This window comes from Bacteroidota bacterium (assembly GCA_016713925.1).
Taxonomy (GTDB): Bacteria; Bacteroidota; Bacteroidia; order AKYH767-A; family OLB10; genus JAJTFW01.
This window is the reverse complement of the sequence record JADJOH010000007.1, coordinates 513,338-532,705: the sequence shown is the minus strand read 5'-3', so window position 1 is coordinate 532,705 and position 19,368 is coordinate 513,338. Positions and strand designations below refer to the sequence as shown.

Genomic DNA, 19,368 nt, shown 5'->3' with positions numbered 1-19,368 from the left:
ATAAAAAATAAAAATATTGATTTCGCTTTCATTATTCCCATTCAATAGTAGCAGGAGGTTTCGAGCTGATATCATACACCACCCTGTTAACACCTTTTACTTTATTGATAATGTCATTTGACACTTTACTCAGAAACTCATAAGGGAGATGACACCAATCGGCAGTCATGCCATCAGTAGAACTTACCGCACGAAGCGCCACCACATGTTCATACGTTCGTTCATCCCCCATCACACCCACCGAGTTGATCGGAAGGAAGATAGAACCAGCCTGCCACACTTTATCATAAAGACCGGCACTCTTTAATCCATCAATATAAATGGCATCCACTTCCTGAATAATTCTCACCTTCTCTTCAGTGACATCCCCTAAAATACGGATACCTAAACCAGGACCGGGAAAGGGATGACGGTTAAGCAGATCTGCCGGCATACCCAGGGCTTTACCTACCAACCGGACCTCGTCTTTAAAGAGACTGCGCAAAGGTTCCACTACTTTTAGTTTCATCTTTTCCGGTAATCCACCAACGTTATGATGGGACTTAATTGTTGCAGAAGGACCTTTCACAGAAACCGACTCAATCACATCGGGATAAATTGTCCCCTGAGCCAACCATTTCACGTCCTTAATCTCATGTGCTTTTGCATCAAATGTCTCAATAAAGACACGACCAATAATTTTCCTTTTCTGTTCAGGATCGCTCACCCCTTTGAGTTCCTTATAGAACTCTTTACCGGCATCTACACCATGAATATTCAATCCGAAATGCTGATAGGTGTCTAACACTTGCTCGTATTCATTTTTTCGAAGCAATCCATTGTTAACAAAAACGCAATGCAAATTTTTTCCTATAGCACGATGCAATAACATGGCGGCCACTCCTGAATCCACACCTCCACTTAATCCTAAGATCACCTGATCATCACCGATCTGTTTCTTCAACGCTTCAACCGTTTCATCGATAAAAGAACCCGGTGTCCAGTCGCCGGCACATCCACAAATGTTGTACACAAAATTCTTCAGGAAATTCTTTCCTTCCACGCTATGCACCACTTCCGGATGAAATTGCAACCCATATGTTTTTTCACCTTCTACATGATAAGCGGCAACAGGCACATCATGCGTACTCGCAATCACTTTAAAATTTTCTGCTACCTCAGTAATAGAATCAGAATGCGACATCCACACCTGAGATTCCTCAGCAACGTGATTCATAAAAACATCACTACGATTTTTTACAGTAAGCATTGCCCTACCGTATTCGCGTGTTTTAGAAGGTTGAACTTTACCACCACCCTGCAGTGCCATCAATTGAGCGCCGTAACACACCCCGAGAACAGGATACTTGCCTCTCAGGGAAAGGGTGTCAATAAGGGGAGCATTTTCTTCGCGGACCGAAGCCGGACCTCCACTCAGGATCACCCCTCGAACGCCCTCATTCATTTCAGGAAGGTGATTAAATGGATGAATCTCGCAATACACATTCAACTCGCGAACACGTCTTGCAATCAACTGCGTGAACTGAGACCCGAAGTCAATGATTAAAATACTCTGATGCATTTAGTCAATTGATGAATTGATGAATTGATGAATTGATGATTTGAAGATTTGAAGATTTGAAGATTTGAAAATTTGAAGATTGGAAGTATATGCTTTGTTTTGTTGATGTGTTGATGATCTCCATGTCAGGAGACAGGTTTGATGAACGGATAAAGCGATAGCAGGTGTGTTTTCTTACCAGCGAGATTTGAACTTATCCTTCCGGCTTGAGCCGCCTGCACTTTGCTTTTTCAGGAGCCGGCCTTTTCTTACCGGGTTTATCGTCCTTCCATGGATCACGTCCAGTGTAAGCTTTTTCCTTTTTCCTTCGCCAGACATTTCTCTTTTTCGCTCAAACGACCGTTCTCTATTCGGTCCTTCACTTCGTCCTCCACCATCTGATCTTCTGCTTCCACCGCCTTCGGACCTTCTGCCACCGCCTGCTTCAAATCTTCTTCCTCCACCGGATGGCTTACTCTCACTGATTTCAGTACGTACTTTTCTATCATGAAACATAGAACCATTGAGCCCCTTCATTACAGCATCTAATCTTTCCGGTTCAACATCTACAAATGAATACACTCCCTGCACATCAATTCTTCCGAAAACAGCACCTTTTTCGCCGGTGGTATCACATATAAATCTCAATAATTTTCCTTTATCCAGACCATCCTTAGAACCAATACTAACAAACATACGACTATGTTTATCGCCATAAGCTCTTCCACCTCCACTCTCCCCTCTCGTTGCACGCACATCAGCATTCAGGTCAGGGGCATTTTTATAATAATCAAGGAAGCGATTAAATTCGATCGATACAAAACGATGAATCAAGGCATCTCTGTCCAGATCTCTCAACTCGTTGTAAATGGACTCCAGATAGGGTTCAATCTCCTTCTCATTCACTTCCACATCGTGAATACGTTTGACCAGCTTCAGCAATTGCTTTTCGCACACCTCCATTCCGTTTGGCACCTGAAGTTGCTTGAAAGTTCGTCCGGTAGATCTTTCAATCTGACGAATACGATTAATATCTTTCGAATGAACAATAGCCAATGACATTCCGGTCTTACCTGCTCTTGCAGTACGACCGCTTCTATGCATATAATTTTCCAGTTCATCCGGAAGATTGTAGTGTATCACGTGAGTGACGTCCTGCACATCAATACCACGCGCAGCTACATCTGTTGCCACCAGTAATTGAAGTGAACGATCACGGTAACGACCCATTACTTTATCACGCTGTGCCTGACTCAAGTCTCCATGAAGTGAATCGGCATTGTATCCATCACGCATCAGATGTTCCGCTACATCCTGAGTCTCCAATTTAGTACGGCAAAAAACAATTCCGAAAATTTCGACATTCGCATCAACAAAACGTTTTAAAGCAGCATAACGATCTTTCGCGCGAACAACTGCATAGCAATGTTCAATATTTTCATTTCCCTTTTGCCGCGACTCTGTGGTGATCTCAAAAGGATCCGTCATATAATTCTTTGCAATCTCACGCACCTCACGGGGCATCGTAGCACTGAACAACCAGGTATTTCTTTCTGCAGGTGTGTTTTCAAGAATAAAATCAATATCCTCCTTGAACCCCATGTTCAACATCTCATCTGCTTCATCCAGCACCAGAATTTTCACTTTACCCAAATCAAGCGCTTTACGGTTGATCAGATCAATCAAACGACCCGGGGTAGCCACAACGACATGCACTCCTTTTTTAATTTTTCGAATCTGGTCCATGATACTGGCTCCACCATAAACAGGAACCGCATCGAAACCTTTCATCTCTTTAGAAAAATTCAGGAGATCATTATAAATCTGCACACATAATTCACGTGTAGGTGCAAGAACGAGTGCCTGAGGATAATTTTTTTGGATATCAATTAAATGCAAAAGCGGGAGTCCGAAGGCAGCAGTTTTACCGGTTCCCGTTTGTGCGAGTCCCACCAGGTCGCGGTTGCCCTCCAACAGGGCAGGAATGGCTTGTAATTGTATGGGAGTAGGAGTTGTAAACCCTAGAGCTTCAACGCCTTTCAATAATCGAGCGTCAAGGCCCAGGTCTTGGAATGTATTCATGGCGCAAAGATACGAAAAAAGTACGGTTGTTTGATTGGGAATCAGTTGAATAGTAGAAAAACATCTCTACTAATGACCCGCGACATTTTAAGTAATAATCGTAGATGATAAAGGATAATTGCTTGGAATTTCAAACTTGCAAACTAAGACGAGAAACCCGCTGCTACAAAAACCGGAAGTCTTGTATTTAAAATTCAAATTAACATCAAAACTGCGCCTTGACTAAAATTGATCATCAATTTTTGAAAACCTCAGATTGTGATTATATAAAATCGCTTGTTACACCTAAATAATGGAATTGGGGTAACATGATTTAAATCATAGATCTAAAATAAAAGCAATTCTAATTACCATCCGTCTTGGTTGAAAAGATGAAAAACAAAAGATAACATTCAAAATCAGAGAAAAAGTTGAAATTATTCGTGTTAAATAACGAACATAGAAATAAAAACAACAAAGCTTTAATCCGGTTCAACTCGTGATACACCCCACTCAACTATTCAGTATCTCCATCCATCAAAAAAAAATAACAAAATCGAACAATTTTTGTACCTTCACATTGTGAAAGCGTTGGCAACCATATTCCTTTCTGTATATCTCTTTGCACAGAGTCTGGTTCCGGGCAACCTTCTTTCTAAAACCAATGAAATAGTTGAACTCATAGCGCATTATAAATTTCACAAAATGCACTCCACTTCAGAACTGAGTTTTTACGATTTCCTTATTTTACATTATGGAAATACTGATCACGAAAGGTCAGATTCCGAAAATCACAACCGCCTTCCTTTGCGCCACAAGGTAAATGGTAATTCATACAGTGAAACTATTTTTTTAGTTGAACTTTGCAGAGTGTCTATTAACACGCACAGCCTCATAACTGAATTTTGTTTTGAAAATGACCTGACATTGCCTAATCAAAAAACGATCGGCGTTTTCCATCCACCGAAAATTTAATTTTTAAAAAGTATTTGATCCTTTTAAAATCAACTTGCTCATAACAGCTATAAGTTATGATGATTCTTGTTTCATAACCTATATTAGAAAATAGGGTCAAACGTATTATTCCATCTCCATTTCCCTTAATTCAAGAGCTTAAAAATCGTAGTAAAACTCACGTTTCCGCTACAACAACAGATTGAAAAATGAAACATCTCTTCTCAACAATAATTATTAAATTCAGTTATCACCTTTTAACCTTTCTCCTTACTTTATTTTGCGGGGAAATTAAAGCGCAAACCTCTTACCTGCCACCATCAACTGTTTCAGAATATGTCAAAGGGGAAAATAAAGATATCTATGGAATATCGCGCGGATTCATTGAAAACATTGGTCAGTACGGTGAATTTTACAATGAACAACCGGAAATGGGGAAAATTATTTATGCTTACGAAGGATTTGGAATCCCGGTCCTGTTTACAGAAAAGGGGGTGATCTATTTACACAGAAAACTTTCCGGACCCACTTTAGCAGAAAAGGAAATTGAGGAGCACAAGAAAAAGCATAAGAAGAAAGAAGAAGAAATTGAAGAGTTGAATATAAGCGACAAGTCAATTACGATTACATGGGCAGATGCTAATAAAGATGTAGAATTTATTGCTGAACAACCTTCCAATGAATACCACACCTATGGCCTATCGGATGGGAAAGCAAAAGCTTTCAGCAAGATTACTTACAAAAACTTATATGAGGGAATTGATCTTGTTTACCACTTTGAAGATGGCAAAAATGACGGATACGAATACAGCTTAATTGTCAAGCCGAATGCTGATTTGCAAAAAGTTAAAATGCGGATTGGTGGAGATTTGAAAAGACTCCATATTGACAAAAACGGAAACTTAGTCTTAAAATCAGCTGCAGGAAAAACTATTGAATCCATTCCGGTTTCCTATTATGGTGATGAGATATCATCCAATTCAAGAAACGTTGCTCCAATTCTTACTTCGTTTGAAATTTCCAATCGTACAATTCGCTTTAAACTACCGGAAAATTATGACAAGTCAAGAGGTATCATCATCGACCCTTTTGTTTCAGGAACTACGAATTTAACAGGTATTGGTGTAAATGCAGGTTTAGCGAAAGATGTTGACTTTGATTATGCAGGAAATGTTTATGTAACCGGAGGCGGGAATGGATCCAGTTATAAACTTGCAAAATATGATCCAACAGGAACCTTACTCTGGACATTCAGTGGAACATTGACCATTCCGTCATGGACGTTTGGAACCTATTACGGCGGTTGGGTAGTTGATAAAAACACCGGACATATCTACCTTGGACAAGGATTTGCTCCATCCGGTGGACATCGTGTAATAAGAATTAACACTACAGGTGTTTACGACAACTACATCTCCACTGCCAATGGAAGTTTTCTCGAAAACTGGAAAATGTACTGGAGCTGCAACAGCGGAACTCCACAGTTATTAATTGCCGGAGGAGGAACCAATTCGAACATCAATTTTGGCATTATTTCCCCACCCGCTACAGCAATTTCTTCGGTCAATGTGACCGGAATTCCATACGGAAGCGGAGGCTGGGCTCAGGATATATCAGATGTAATTATTGACCCCGTTACAAATGCGCTATACACGATATACGGTTCATTATATGGAACACCCTCTCTATCCAACAAAATATACAAAAATAATCCCCCCTACAGTGGCGCATCTGTTGCGTGGAGTACTGCATCAGGTTTTGTTGCGATTCAGGAAATTGCCAACCGCCCTTATTTAACTGGACCGGAGATAGACAATTCCAGTAATGTTTTCGCCATTAACTCATCTTATCTCTTCTATTGGGATGGTAAAAATTTGAAAGCCTTCAACAAAGCAACGGGGCAGGAGTGGGTACACCACTATCCGTTACAGGAAATACTTTGCTTATGAGCGGAGGTATTATCGCAGATGAATGCAATAACATATTTGTTGGTTTTCCCAACGGAACAATAAAAGTGTATTTCTTTAACGGTTCTACTTTTGATGATGCCTCTAAACCTGACATTCTGATTCCGGGATTCACAACAAGTGCTGTATACGACCTCGCTTTCTTTGAAACTCAAAAAACCCTGTATGCTTCCGGGAAAGGATTTGTTGGGGCATTTGATCTTACCTCCTACGGGTGTACCAATGCTTCGTTTACTTTAAATGTAACTTCCAGCTGCGGAACATTAACCGCAAGCAGTTCATTGACGCCAACTCCACCTGCAGGGGCAACTATTACCTATGTATTATTTAATGGTACTACCCAAATCTCCAGCAATACAACGGGCATCTTTTCCGGCTTAAGTCCGAATGTAAATTACACAGTAAAAGCAACCATCAATCAAGCATGCAGTGGTGTTGTAACAACAACAAATTTCACATTACCGGGACCAGCAATTGTGCCTTTAATAACAAACACCAGTTGCGGTACAAATAATGGATCTGTAACTATCACCGCCGCCGGTGGAGTTGCACCCTACACCTACAGTACGAATGGCGTCACGTTCCAACCTTCAAATTCTTTCACCGGACTAGCTGCGGGTTTGTATACGATCACCGTGCAAGACGCTAACAATTGCAGCAATACATTACCAATAAACATCATTAATTCAAATGGGCCATCTGTTGCCTTTACAAAAACCGATGCTATTTGTGGAAGCAGCACCGGTTCAATTACTGCCATTGGAGCAGGTGGTGTTGCACCTTTAACGTATAGTATAAACGGTTCCACTTTCCAGACTGGCAATCTTTTTCCCGGCGTGGCTGCGGGTATGTACACGCTCACCATTAAAGATGCCACAGGCTGTTCGAATGTAACAAGCGTTCAAATATTAAACAGTGCCGGACCCTCTGCCACTGCCATTCCTGCAGCTACTTTCTGCAACAGCAGCAATGGCAGTATTACTGTAATTGCAACCGGTGGTGCGGCACCTCTGGAATACAGTCTCAATGCAAATACCTATCAGCCGGGAAATACATTTACCGGTTTGCCTGCTGCAAGTTACACCGTAACCATTCGCGATGCCAATGGGTGCCTGAGCACAACAAGTGCAATTATTGCAAATTCTGCAGGGCCAACTTTAACAGCAACGGCGGTTACGGCTTCCTGCAATAATTCAAATGGAAGCATTACGGCTAATTCAACAGGGGGTGTGCCACCACTGCAATATAGTATTAACGGTAGCACCTATCAGTCAGGAAATGTATTTACCGGATTAGTGGCTGGCAGCTATAGTGTGTATGTTAAAGATGCAAACAACTGTATAACCAATGCTACAGCAACGATTGGCTCTACAGGAGGACCGACTGTAACGGGGACATCAGTGGCTTCTTCCTGTGCTGCAAACACAGGTACCATCACAGCGAGTGGGACGGGAGGTGCAGGAGCATTGCAATACAGCCTTAACGCGATAAATTTTCAGGCAAGTACTTTGTTTAACGGACTCGCTCCGGGAAGTTATACGTTATATGTCAGAGATGCAGGTGGGTGCATGGGAGCAACGATAGTTATTGTTACTGCATTAGCCGGACCAACACTCACCACTTCGACCACACCAGCCGGTTGCAATCAAACCAATGGAGTAGTTACTGTAAATGGATCCTCCGGTACTTTGCCATACACCTACAGTATAAACAATGGAACAACTTATCAGGTCGGAAATACATTCTCCGGATTGGGTGTTGGGTCTTACACAGTTATAATCAAAGATGCAAACGGATGCACTGCAACAAGTACTACGTTTTTGAATAATATTTCAGGACTGAGTATTCAAGTGGCTAACACTTCCAGCGCCTGTTTTGCAAACAATGGAAGTATTTCACTAACCGGCACCGGTGGAATAGCACCCCTTCAATACAGTATAAATGGTACAATCTATCAGAGTTCAGCAGTATTTACCGGTCTTGCAGGAGGAACTTATACCGTTTATGTTAAAGACGCCAATGGATGTATTGTAACTGCCACAACATCTATTTCTATTGTTCAAGGCCCCTCCATCATTGCCTCAGCTTCCAATGCGTCATGTGGCGTGAATAACGGTGCCATCGTTGCCAACGGTACAGGTGGGGTTGCTCCCTTACAATACAGCATCAATGGATCCACTTATCAAGCCGGAAATACATTCATCAATGTTGCACCGGGAACATACACGGTTTATGTAAAGGATGCGTTGAATTGCATTGGTACAACAACAGTCGTAATTACGAACACTGTTACAGGTACTCCCATTAACACATTTACAGTAAAAGCAGATGACGCCTACCCCTGTAATACAAGTCTGGGAAAAATCACTAATCCACGCGTAAACGGTGCAAATTGTGCCGGTTGCACTTTCAGTTTAAACTTCGGACCCTTTGTTGCCAATCAAACACAGCTCTTTTTAAATCTTAATCCGGGTATATACTATGTCACTGCAAAGAACGCTGCAGGATGCACATACACCATTATGGCGACTATAGGTATAGGTGTAAATTCTACCGCTTCTGCGGTGGTTACCGGAACACTCTGCAATACCTCAAATGGTTCCATTCAATTGACAGGGATTGGACCCAAGACTCCCTATCACGCCAGCATCACCGGTATGGGTGGACCATGGTTAACTTTTGATCCGACGTATACTTTCACAGGACTTGCCCCTGGCACATATACCTTGCTGATGGCGGATGATGAAAGTTTTGACATTGGACCTCCGATTATACCAGGCGGATGCATTACCACCCAAACTATCGTTGTACCTTCACTAAATGGCCCGGCTATAGTTGCCTCACAAACGAGTGGAACGTGTGGATTAAGTAATGGAACTATCTCTGCTGTGGGGTCCGGAGGTTCAGGCGCATTAACATACAGTATTAATGGCGTCTCTTATCAATCTTCAGGAGTTTTCACCGGACTTGCTTCAGGAGCCTATCTTGTCTCTGTAAAAGATGCAACGGGATGTATAAATGCAGCTTCCGTTACGGTTGGCAACACAGGCGCACCAGCAGTGACTGCAGTGAGTACGGCTTCAGCCTGCGGCGGTGGATCCGGGAGTATTACTGTAAATGCAACAGGAGGTACCGCTCCTCTCCAATACAGTATTAATGGGACCGTCTTCCAAAGCAGCAATATCTTTACCGGACTCGTACCGGGAACATATACTGTAAGAACAGGAGATGCCGGAGCCTGCATTACCAATACTTCAGTAACAGTTTCAGCTGTTCCTGCACCTACGGTTACCGGATTTACTATTTCGGCAACATGTAACAATAACAGTGGAGCAATTATCGCGAACGGAGCTAGCGGAGTAACACCTTATCAATATAGCATGAATGGAACAACATTTCAAAGCGCAAATCAATTCACCGGATTAGCAGCCGGATCTTATACCATTACTATAAAGGACGTGAACGGATGTATAAACACTACAGGAATATCTGTTGGCAATCTACAAGCTCCTTCACAAAATCTTGCTTTTACTGCGGCAACATGCCTGAATTCAAACGGTACCATTACTTCAACAGCAACTGGTGGTACTCCTCCTTATCAGTATTCATTAAACGGAACAACTTATCAGGCTGCCAATCTTTTTTCCGGTTTAACCGCAGGCAATTATACCGTTTATGTAAAAGATAATAATGGATGCATTCATACGAAGGGGATTCAAATTACTGCACCCAATATTCCTCAAACATTAACTGCAACTATAACAAATTCAAGTTGCGGACTAAGCAATGGCAGTTTAGTGGCTGCAGCAACAGGAGGAATTGCTCCCTTGCAATACAGCTTAAATGGGACAGTATTCCAGGCTTCAACTTCGTTTACTTTAGTTGCAGCCGGCACCTATACACTAACAGTTCGTGATGCTAATCAATGTATGCGTACATTGAATGTCAATGTTGCGAATCTGGCAGGGCCAAACATTAGCACTTCTTCCACCCTATCCTCTTGTTTCGCTAATGATGGAACAATAACTGCAACAGGTTCCGGCGGAACAGGTGCATTGCAATACAGTAAAAACGGTGTTACTTATCAAAGCAGTCCTGTATTTACAAATCTCGCCCCCGGGCCTTACACGATTACTGTAAAAGACACTAAAAACTGTCTGAATACTACTAATATTATTGTTGGTCGGGTACCTGGACCCATTATTTCTGTTACTTCCTCTCCATCAATTTGCGGAGATACAATTATAGTTGGTCAGACGGGTGGCATGTCCGTTTATCAGTACAATATAAATAATGATCCCTATCAAAACAGCAATGAATTTCCATGTAAACCAGTGGGAACATATATGGTTCGCATTGTTGATGCAAATGGTTGCAAAGACTCTGCGACTATTATTCTTCTCGGTAATTCATTGCCGATAGATCTCATCTCCTTCTCCGGAGAAGCACTGTACACCCACAATTTATTGCAGTTGGTAACAGCAACAGAAACCAACAATGACTACTTCACACTCGAAAATCTCTAAACGGTACTCATTTTGAATTCATCGGAACCGTTGATGGTGCGGGTAATTCAACTACCATTAAACAATATCTTTATAAAGATATTAAGCCTGACGTCGGAATAAGTTATTATCGTCTGAAGCAAACTGATTTCGATGGCAGCTTCGCCTATTCAAATATTATCGCTTTGCAGCGCAATAACAAGTCTGGTATTGGGTATACCTATAATGGAACGGACCAACAATTGATTGTGTTCTGCAATGAATGCACAGATGAAAATACTCAGATAGAAATAACCGATGCATTAGGAAGATTAATTCATAAAAGCGAATTCAACGGAAATCGTTCTACAATTATAGCAGAACACTTCGCAAAAGGATATTACTTTATTAAAATTTCTTCGCTAAAAAATGTCCTCACTTCGAAAGTTCTGATTTATTGATCCATGCATTTTGAATTATTCAAAGCTGTTGCGCAGTAACACAAACTAAAGTTGGGGTGGAATGCTATTAAAGAAATTCTTGCATACGCTTTTAAGCCTGACTTTTCAAGATCATATTCCTATTAGGAACATTGTGGTTTAAAAAGCCTTTGGTTAACACCTTGCGAAAAACATCTCCAGGCCTCACAGATAGAGTTGAATCTTCTGTGAGGCCTCCTTTCATGTAAAAAGTACTGAAACGTTATTTCTAGCTATCTTATTCAACTATAATACAATTTGTTAGGAGATCATTATTTATTGGAATTTCAGCATGCTATCTTTTAACTAATTTTGCACTCTCAAATAAAAATCATGAAAGAAGTCTATATTGTATCCGCTGTGCGTACCCCTATTGGAAGTTTTAGCGGAGTATTATCCGGAGTTCCGGCCACTCAACTTGGAGCAACCGCAATCAAGGCCGCACTGGAACGTGCCGGCGTAAAACCGGAGCAAGTGAATGAGGTGTATATGGGCAATGTTTTACAGGCCAATGTTGGTCAGGCTCCTGTTACTCAGGCTTCCATTTTCTCAGGAATTCCAACGAATGTACCCGGCACCACTGTGAATAAAGTTTGCGCTTCAGGCATGAAAGCCATTATGCTGGGGGCACAAAGTATCATGCTGGGAGATAATGATGTGGTGGTTGCCGGTGGAATGGAAAACATGAGTGCAGTTCCCTATTACCTCGATAAAGCCCGCAACGGCTATCGTTTAGGTCATGCACAAATGATTGATGGCTTAGTGAAAGATGGTTTATGGGATGTTTACAAAGATTATCATATGGGCAATGCCGCCGAACTTTGTGCGACGGAATGTAACATCAGCCGTGAAGAACAGGATGCTTATGCTATTGAATCCTACAAACGTTCACAGGCAGCATGGGCAAAAGGTCTTTTTAAAGATGAAATTGTACCGGTGAGCATTCCACAAAAAGGCAAAGATCCTATTGTTGTTTCTGAGGATGAAGAATATAAAAAAGTGGATTTTAATAAAATCCCTTCGCTACGCCCCGTGTTTGTGAAAGACGGAAGTGTAACCGCAGCCAATGCCAGCACATTGAACGATGGTGCCGCTGCGGTGGTGTTGATGAGTAAGGAGAAAGCCGATGAATTAGGAATTAAACCTCTTGCAAAAATTCGCGGATTCGCAGATGCACAACAAGCTCCGGAATGGTTCACGACAACACCGTCAAAGGCATTACCGAAAGCAGTTGAAAAAGCAGGATTGAAGATGAGTGATGTAGAGTACTTTGAAATCAATGAAGCCTTCTCCGTAGTGGCTCTTGCCAACAACAAAGAGATGAAACTGAATCCCGAAAAAGTGAATGTGAACGGTGGAGCTGTTTCCATAGGTCACCCACTCGGATGTTCCGGAGCAAGAATACTAGTCACTTTAATTAATGTTCTGAAGCAAAACAACGCGAAAATTGGAGCGGCCGGTATATGCAACGGCGGTGGCGGTGCTTCAGCAATTGTTATTGAAAGGATGTAATAAAACTTTCTGCCTCTATATTGAGTAGAAGGCTGAATAAAATATGAGCTACGGTATCTGCCCTTTAAGTCTTATTCCTGTCCGTGCGGAAGCTTCGCATCGTAGTGAACAGGTAACGCAGATACTCTTTGGTGAAACGTTTACAATACTGGAACAACAACAGGATTGGATAAAAGTACATTTGAATTTTGACGACTACGAAGGATGGATTCAGAAATCACAATATTATCCTTTATCACTGACGGAATTTAATGAATTACAAAAGAGCAGAGTCTTTCTGAGTTATGACCTTGTTCAGATTCTTATCAATCACCAAAGCATTACCTCTATTTTACTCGGCAGCGACTTACCCTGGTTTCGATCCGGAAACTGCAGAATTGGAACTACCAATTATAGCTTTGAAGGAAATGCCCGGCAATCGGATGTAATGGCCATCGGAAAAATGGTAGTTGAAAATGCCTACATGTATCTCAATGCGCCTTATCTCTGGGGTGGCAGAAGTCCATTTGGTATCGACTGTTCCGGATTGACGCAAATGGCTTATAAGTTATGTGGAATCACTTTAAAGCGTGATGCATGGATGCAATCAGAGCAGGGACAAGCTGTGCACCTTCTCGATGAAACTCAAGCCGGAGATCTTGCCTTTTTTGACAATGAAGAAGGTCGCATTACTCATGTTGGAATTCTTGTTGCCAAAAACAAAATCATTCATTCCTCCGGACAAGTTCGGGTTGACAGCATTGACCACCATGGAATTTTCAATAATGAGTTACGTAAATACACTCATAATCTTCGGTTGATAAAAAGAATAGTGTGATTCAATTCATTTGAACGGAAAGGGGTTATCACCATTAAAAATGAATAATCTTATGCAATGTTGTCGCGTTTCATGAAACACGGCTACACGGTAATGTTATAAAGGATGTTTGGTTCGAAAAAGAAAGTTCATTAAGGTTGATTTACAACTGCGAGAAATCTATCCCAACAATCCATGTTCAGGTTCGAGTACCTGCTCCTGAAGAAGTCTCGCGATAGAGGCATAACTATTTAACAGAGCCTTTTTAATTTCCGTTTTATTCATCCACTGAACATCGAGAATATTCTCTTCATATTGAGGGACCGGAGTGGCAGTATCCTTTGTGCTCATCAAAAACCAATACGTCTTTTTAAGGACTTTACTTTCTTTATAAGGGTAGGTATGAAAAGTAGTTACAATTTGCTTTGATAATTTAAGCATTCCAATTCCGCATTCTTCATACACTTCTCGGATTGCCGCTGCATCTGCTTCTTCACCCGCTTCAATCTTACCTTTTGGTAAATCCCATTTCCCATTTCTAAAAATCATCAACAGTTGATGATTTTCATTGATCACAACACCTCCGGCAGCATGCATCACCGTATAAAGCGATTTGAATGTCTTCCATGTTTTATCAATATTCGCCGATTGCAAGACCATTGTTTCGGTAAGTAGATTCTGTTCAAAAGCGTCAATCAATACCCTTAGATTGCTTTTGGATTCATCCCCGGTCAGCTTCAGCACCATATCGGCTGAACCTAAAAGATCGTGCACACTAACAAAGCGAAGTAACCGTTCATTGATATATACATTATACATAGAAGCAGGAAGGTTTATTTAAAAGATTGGTATTTTCAATCGAATGCTGTAGGTTTGTAATCATGGATGAAACCGCTTCAAAAATAGCCGAATTCCTGCTTCAAATCAAAGCGATTAAACTTCAGCCCGAACAACCGTTCACTTGGGCTTCGGGCTGGAAATCACCCATTTACTGCGATAACCGAGTAGCCCTGTCTTATCCGCGTGTCAGAACTTTCATTCGACAAGAGCTGGTTAAGCTCATCGAAAGCAAATTTGGGCGACCGGATTTAATTGCCGGTGTGGCCACAGCAGCCATTGCACCAGGGGTTTTAGTGGCAGAAGCGATGGGTCTTCCCTTTGTTTACATCCGTTCATCGGCTAAGGATCATGGCCGACAAAATACCATAGAAGGAGAAGTTCAGGCCAATCAATCGGCTGTGGTTATTGAAGATTTGATCTCCACCGGAGGGAGCAGTCTGAAAGCCGTTCATGAATTAAGATCGAATAATGTTTTAGTAAAAGGACTTGTCTCCATTTTCACCTACGGCTTTGATATAGCCAACGAAAATTTTAGAAAAGCCGCCTGCCCCGTGTATTCTTTAAGTAATTACGACCACCTTTTGCAACAAGCCATCCAAAGCGGATATGTCAGAAAAGCCGACCTCCCTGCACTCGAAGCCTGGAGAAAAAATCCCGAAAAGTGGAAAGGAATTTAAAAGTTTAAGGGGTCCCATGAAGCGTATCGCTTTTCGCGATTCTGCTTCATGGTTTAAAGTTCAAGGTTCAAGGTTCAAGGTTCAAGGTTTAAAGTTTAAGGGTTATGGTTAAGGTTCAGGTTGTCAGCTATTGTCCGAATATAGTGTATTGCTATAAGCCGGTAGCCCGAAGCCGGTAGCCGAAGCCGGTAGCAAGTAGCCTATTTTTTATTGTCTACCTTCGCTTAATAATTAACAATTCTTGAATTATTATGACACGCATCGAATCTGAAAAAGTTAAAATCAATAAATCGGCAGCTGAAGTATTTACCTTTTTAAGCAGCTTCTCAAATATAGGTTCCTTAATGCCGGAACAAGTTGAAGGATTTGTAACGGAAGGGGAAACCTGCAAGTTCACCATTAAAGGAATGGCTACACTGGGCTTAAAATATGAAAGTAAGACGCCAAATTCAGAGGTGGTAATGACCAAGCATGAAAAGGCACCTTTTGATTTGAAGCTTATCTGTAAGATCGAAGAGCTGGATTCACAAAATGCTGATTTACAGCTATTTTTTGATGCAGACCTCAACCCTTTCCTTAAGATGATGGCGGAGAAACCTTTGGCTAATTTTCTGAATTTATTGGTCAGGAAATATCAGTCAATGACTAATTCCTGAAACGTTTATCCCTTAAATAAAAGCGGGTTCCGGGGTGAGTTGCTCTGATGGTCCTGCCATTTTCTTCGATGAGGGCAGCACCACTGGAATCAACCGATTTTAAAACCCCGTAAAACAACCCTTCTCCTTTTATAAAAAGAGCCCGTTCTCCCCTCTTAAATAAATAATGACTGTAATGCTCTTCCATCGTTTCTGACTCCCCGGCTATAATCTGATTGTATGCCTTCCAAACTTCCCTGAATAATTCTACTGCTTCCGTTTCCGGATCAAAATTCTTTCCGGTAACGATTTTCAGAGAGGTTGCAGGTGTTTCAAACTCTCTTGTAAAATCATTTTGGTTCAGATTGATGCCTATTCCCGCGATCACCGACGATACTATTTCGCCGCGAATGACATTCTCGATTAGTATCCCGGCAACCTTCTTTTCTGCTATCAGGATATCATTAGGCCATTTAATGCGAACATCTTTGTCAGTCTTTGAGTCGATATACCAGGCTACACCAACTGCCACGGCTTTATTCAAAATGTACTGCTTTTCAACAGTCCAATTCTTGGGTTTTAACAAAATAGAAACGTACAGGCCAAAGCCCGGCTTGCTTTCCCAGTCACTTCCTCTCTGTCCTTTACCCTTGCTTTGCTCCAGACTAAGGACAATAGTTCCCTCTTCAGCCAGACCCTTTTCAGAGAGTTCTTGTAAATAATTGTTAGTAGAATCAACAGAAGTAAGTAGGATCAGGTTCATATCGGGCGTAAAATTGAGTAATTTTGTGGCACCAAGTACAGGAATTCATAAAGAATGGTAAAAAGTGCCAGGGTAGCCCTGAAATTAGAGAAAAACGCAGTAGATCTTTTATCAGAGGCTATCATCAAAGGTTTGCTTGAGAAAAAAGGGAAGGAAATTGTACTGATGGATTTAAGAGGTTTAAGCGGGGCGGTAACTGATTTCTTTATTGTTTGCCAGGGTGATTCTTCCACTCAAGTAGAGGCTTTGAGCAGGTCGGTGGAGGAAGTTGTAGAAAGAGAATGTGGAGATTTTCCGGCACATATTGAAGGAAAAAAACAATGCACAGTGGGTCTTAATCGACTATATCACCGTAATCGTGCATATCTTTCAACCGGAACAACGTGACTATTATGGAATTGAAAAGTTGTGGGCTGATGCCGAAATAAGAAACATATCAGGTAACTAATCTTAACTTCAAGTGTTTAAGCTTAATTACCCAAACATTATTTGAACAGAAAACATAAGATGTCTGAGCAATCGCAAAAAGAAGAAAAAAATAAAACAGGCAGTAATTTCACTAAACCGAAACCGCCTCGATTCAACTTCAATCTATACTGGATTTATGCATTAGTGCTATTTGTTATCATTATTATTAACTCATTCGACTTTGGTAATCACGCCAGAGAAGCGACATGGTCTCAATTTTCTACGTGGATCAGGAGGGGAGATGTTGATAAAGTAGTAGTGGTCAATAAGGAAGTTGTTAATGTCTTTATTAAAAAGACAAGTCTCGCAAAGCCCGAGTTTAAAACAGTCGCTAAAAAAGCTTTCGGGAACGGTCTGAATGAAGGTCCGCATTTCGCTTTTACCATCGGGGATGTAGGTAGTTTCAAGAAAGATCTTGATGATGTACAAAAGGATCTGCCTGAAGCAAATCGGGTAAATATTATTTACAACAATAATGATCGTAGCTACTGGGATGTATTGAGCTGGATTTTCCCCTTTATACTTCTGATCGGAATATATATGTTTTTTATGCGGAGGATGGGCTCCGGGCCTGGAGGAAGTCAGATTTTTAATATTGGAAAATCGAAGGCCACTTTATTCGATAAGGATTTACATGTAAAAGTTACATTTAATGACGTTGCCGGTCTGGAAGAAGCCAAAATAGAGGTGATGGAAATTGTTGATTTCCTTAAAACTCCTAAGAAATACACCCAACTGGGAGGTAAAATTCCAAGAGGCGCACTCTTAGTAGGCCCTCCGGGAACAGGTAAAACACTTTTGGCGAAGGCCGTTGCCGGTGAAGCACAAGTTCCTTTCTTTTCGCTGTCAGGTTCTGATTTCGTGGAGATGTTTGTGGGAGTGGGCGCCAGTCGTGTGCGTGACCTTTTCCGTCAGGCGAAGGAGAAAGCGCCCAGTATTATTTTTATTGATGAGATAGACGCCATTGGAAGAGCAAGGGGAAAACAACCTTCTTTTAGCGCCAATGATGAGCGGGAGAGTACTTTGAATCAGTTGTTGACAGAGATGGATGGATTTGGATCCAATTCAGGTGTCATCATTTTAGCAGCAACCAACCGTGCTGATATTTTGGATAGGGCATTGCTTCGTCCGGGGCGTTTCGACAGACAGATCTATGTTGAGCTTCCTGATCTGAATGGTAGGAAGGAAATATTTAAAGTACATGCAAAACCACTGAAACTGGATCCGGGTCTGGATCTTGATTTCCTGGCCAAGCAAACTCCGGGATTCTCCGGTGCAGATATTGCCAACTTATGTAATGAAGCAGCTTTGATCGCGGCACGACATAATAAAACATCTATTGGCCATCAGGATTTTCTGGATGCCGTAGATCGTATCGTGGGTGGACTGGAGAAGAAAAATAAAATCATCTCCGTTCATGAAAAGAAAGTGATCGCCTATCATGAATCAGGACATGCTGCGGTCAGCTGGTTGCTCCAACATACTGCTCCATTGGTAAAAGTCACTATTGTTCCCAGAGGTAACTCCCTGGGAGCGGCATGGTATCTGCCTGAAGAAAGACAAATTACCACCAAGGAGCAAATCATGGATGAAATTTGTGCTGCTCTGGGTGGACGTGCTGCGGAAGCAGTAACTTTTGGTTCCATTTCAACAGGTGCTTTGAGCGATCTGGAAAAAATTACCAAACAGGCGTATGCTACTGTAGCAGTTTTCGGACTTAATGAAGAGTTGGGCAATATCAGTTACTATGATTCTTCAGGAAATGCTGACTATTCTTTTACCAAACCATACAGTGAAAAGACGGCTGAATTGATAGATTCAGAAGTTAAGAAAATGATTGACGAAGCTTATGTTCGGACTGTTGATTTACTTCGGGCGAACAAGTCTAAATTGGATGCATTGGCAACACGATTATTAGAAAAAGAGGTCATCTACAAGGAAGATCTGGAGAAAATTTTCGGAAAACGAATCTGGGATAAAGAGGACAACGATAAACTCGTAAATGCCCTTCCCTCCAATGGAAGTACGATAAGTACTCCGCCATCGCCAACTCCTGCAGAGGAGAATATTGCTACAACAGGAAGTACTACTGAAACTGTTTAAACAATGGACTAGAGTACTAACCGGGAAAAAGTACTGAAAAAAATCCGTACAGCTCTTCTGGCGAAGACGGACAACCCCTATCCCAAAGT

General features: G+C 41.6%; 12 protein-coding genes and 1 pseudogene. 9 read left to right on the top strand and 4 right to left on the bottom strand.

Features of this window, described 5'->3' with window-relative positions; genetic code table 11:
• Window positions 1-31 precede the first annotated feature (31 nt).
• The gene (gene guaA / locus IPJ86_10345) at window positions 32-1,561 is read right to left on the bottom strand and encodes a glutamine-hydrolyzing GMP synthase (GenBank protein MBK7887663.1); all 1,530 of its coding nucleotides are present in this window, start codon (window positions 1,559-1,561) and stop codon (window positions 32-34) included.
• A gap of 174 nt (window positions 1,562-1,735) precedes the next feature.
• Window positions 1,736-3,622, bottom strand: a complete 1,887-nt coding sequence (locus tag IPJ86_10340; GenBank protein ID MBK7887662.1) for a DEAD/DEAH box helicase — start codon at window positions 3,620-3,622, stop codon at window positions 1,736-1,738.
• Between the two features lie 1,142 nt (window positions 3,623-4,764).
• Here IPJ86_10340 and IPJ86_10335 point away from each other — a divergent pair.
• The 5 genes from IPJ86_10335 to IPJ86_10315 all read left to right on the top strand — a co-directional run bounded on the left by IPJ86_10335 (window position 4,765) and on the right by IPJ86_10315 (window position 13,814).
• Window positions 4,765-6,504: a hypothetical protein gene (locus tag IPJ86_10335; protein MBK7887661.1), complete on the top strand. Its 1,740-nt coding sequence runs from the start codon at window positions 4,765-4,767 to the stop codon at window positions 6,502-6,504.
• Window positions 6,462-11,048, top strand: a complete 4,587-nt coding sequence (locus IPJ86_10330; GenBank protein MBK7887660.1) for a SprB repeat-containing protein — start codon at window positions 6,462-6,464, stop codon at window positions 11,046-11,048. The genes IPJ86_10335 and IPJ86_10330 overlap by 43 nt, the downstream gene beginning before the upstream one ends.
• A gap of 164 nt (window positions 11,049-11,212) precedes the next feature.
• On the top strand, window positions 11,213-11,467 hold the full coding sequence (locus IPJ86_10325; GenBank protein ID MBK7887659.1) for a T9SS type A sorting domain-containing protein: 255 nt from the start codon (window positions 11,213-11,215) through the stop codon (window positions 11,465-11,467).
• A 351-nt stretch (window positions 11,468-11,818) separates the two neighbouring features.
• Window positions 11,819-12,997 (top strand): acetyl-CoA C-acyltransferase, encoded by a 1,179-nt coding sequence (locus IPJ86_10320; protein MBK7887658.1) that lies wholly within the window; start codon window positions 11,819-11,821, stop codon window positions 12,995-12,997.
• Between the two features lie 43 nt (window positions 12,998-13,040).
• Complete coding sequence (locus tag IPJ86_10315) at window positions 13,041-13,814, top strand: C40 family peptidase (GenBank protein MBK7887657.1); 774 nt, start codon at window positions 13,041-13,043, stop codon at window positions 13,812-13,814.
• A 159-nt stretch (window positions 13,815-13,973) separates the two neighbouring features.
• On the opposite strand, the gene IPJ86_10310 is transcribed toward IPJ86_10315, so the two are convergent.
• A complete protein-coding gene (locus IPJ86_10310) occupies window positions 13,974-14,612 on the bottom strand; it encodes an NUDIX domain-containing protein (protein MBK7887656.1) in 639 nt (212 codons plus the stop codon).
• A gap of 62 nt (window positions 14,613-14,674) precedes the next feature.
• Here IPJ86_10310 and IPJ86_10305 point away from each other — a divergent pair, with 62 nt between their 5' ends.
• A complete protein-coding gene (locus IPJ86_10305; protein MBK7887655.1) occupies window positions 14,675-15,310 on the top strand; it encodes an orotate phosphoribosyltransferase in 636 nt (211 codons plus the stop codon).
• Between the two features lie 251 nt (window positions 15,311-15,561).
• Window positions 15,562-15,966, top strand: a complete 405-nt coding sequence (locus tag IPJ86_10300; protein MBK7887654.1) for a hypothetical protein — start codon at window positions 15,562-15,564, stop codon at window positions 15,964-15,966.
• Here IPJ86_10300 and IPJ86_10295 read toward each other — a convergent pair.
• Complete coding sequence (locus tag IPJ86_10295; GenBank protein MBK7887653.1) at window positions 15,956-16,708, bottom strand: biotin--[acetyl-CoA-carboxylase] ligase; 753 nt, start codon at window positions 16,706-16,708, stop codon at window positions 15,956-15,958. The genes IPJ86_10300 and IPJ86_10295 overlap by 11 nt on opposite strands.
• A 54-nt stretch (window positions 16,709-16,762) precedes the next feature.
• On the opposite strand from IPJ86_10295, the pseudogene rsfS reads away from it, so the two are divergent.
• Together rsfS and ftsH are read left to right on the top strand one after the other, a co-directional pair.
• Window positions 16,763-17,156: pseudogene (rsfS, locus tag IPJ86_10290) on the top strand (ribosome silencing factor).
• Window positions 17,157-17,215: 59 nt separating this feature from the next.
• Window positions 17,216-19,279: an ATP-dependent zinc metalloprotease FtsH gene (gene ftsH / locus IPJ86_10285; GenBank protein ID MBK7887652.1), complete on the top strand. Its 2,064-nt coding sequence runs from the start codon at window positions 17,216-17,218 to the stop codon at window positions 19,277-19,279.
• Window positions 19,280-19,368: the final 89 nt, after the last annotated feature.

Excerpts from the sequence above, each read along its gene's own strand:
- IPJ86_10300 (MBK7887654.1), top strand. The coding sequence starts at position 15,562 with ATGACACGCATCGAATCTGAAAAAGTTAAAATCAATAAATCGGCAGCT.
- ftsH (MBK7887652.1), top strand. The coding sequence starts at position 17,216 with ATGTCTGAGCAATCGCAAAAAGAAGAAAAAAATAAAACAGGCAGTAAT.
- IPJ86_10320 (MBK7887658.1), top strand. The coding sequence starts at position 11,819 with ATGAAAGAAGTCTATATTGTATCCGCTGTGCGTACCCCTATTGGAAGT.
- IPJ86_10315 (MBK7887657.1), top strand. The coding sequence starts at position 13,041 with ATGAGCTACGGTATCTGCCCTTTAAGTCTTATTCCTGTCCGTGCGGAA.
- IPJ86_10335 (MBK7887661.1), top strand. The coding sequence starts at position 4,765 with ATGAAACATCTCTTCTCAACAATAATTATTAAATTCAGTTATCACCTT.
- IPJ86_10305 (MBK7887655.1), top strand. The coding sequence starts at position 14,675 with ATGGATGAAACCGCTTCAAAAATAGCCGAATTCCTGCTTCAAATCAAA.
- IPJ86_10310 (MBK7887656.1), bottom strand. The coding sequence starts at position 14,612 with ATGTATAATGTATATATCAATGAACGGTTACTTCGCTTTGTTAGTGTG.
- guaA (MBK7887663.1), bottom strand. The coding sequence starts at position 1,561 with ATGCATCAGAGTATTTTAATCATTGACTTCGGGTCTCAGTTCACGCAG.
- IPJ86_10295 (MBK7887653.1), bottom strand. The coding sequence starts at position 16,708 with ATGAACCTGATCCTACTTACTTCTGTTGATTCTACTAACAATTATTTA.
- IPJ86_10340 (MBK7887662.1), bottom strand. The coding sequence starts at position 3,622 with ATGAATACATTCCAAGACCTGGGCCTTGACGCTCGATTATTGAAAGGC.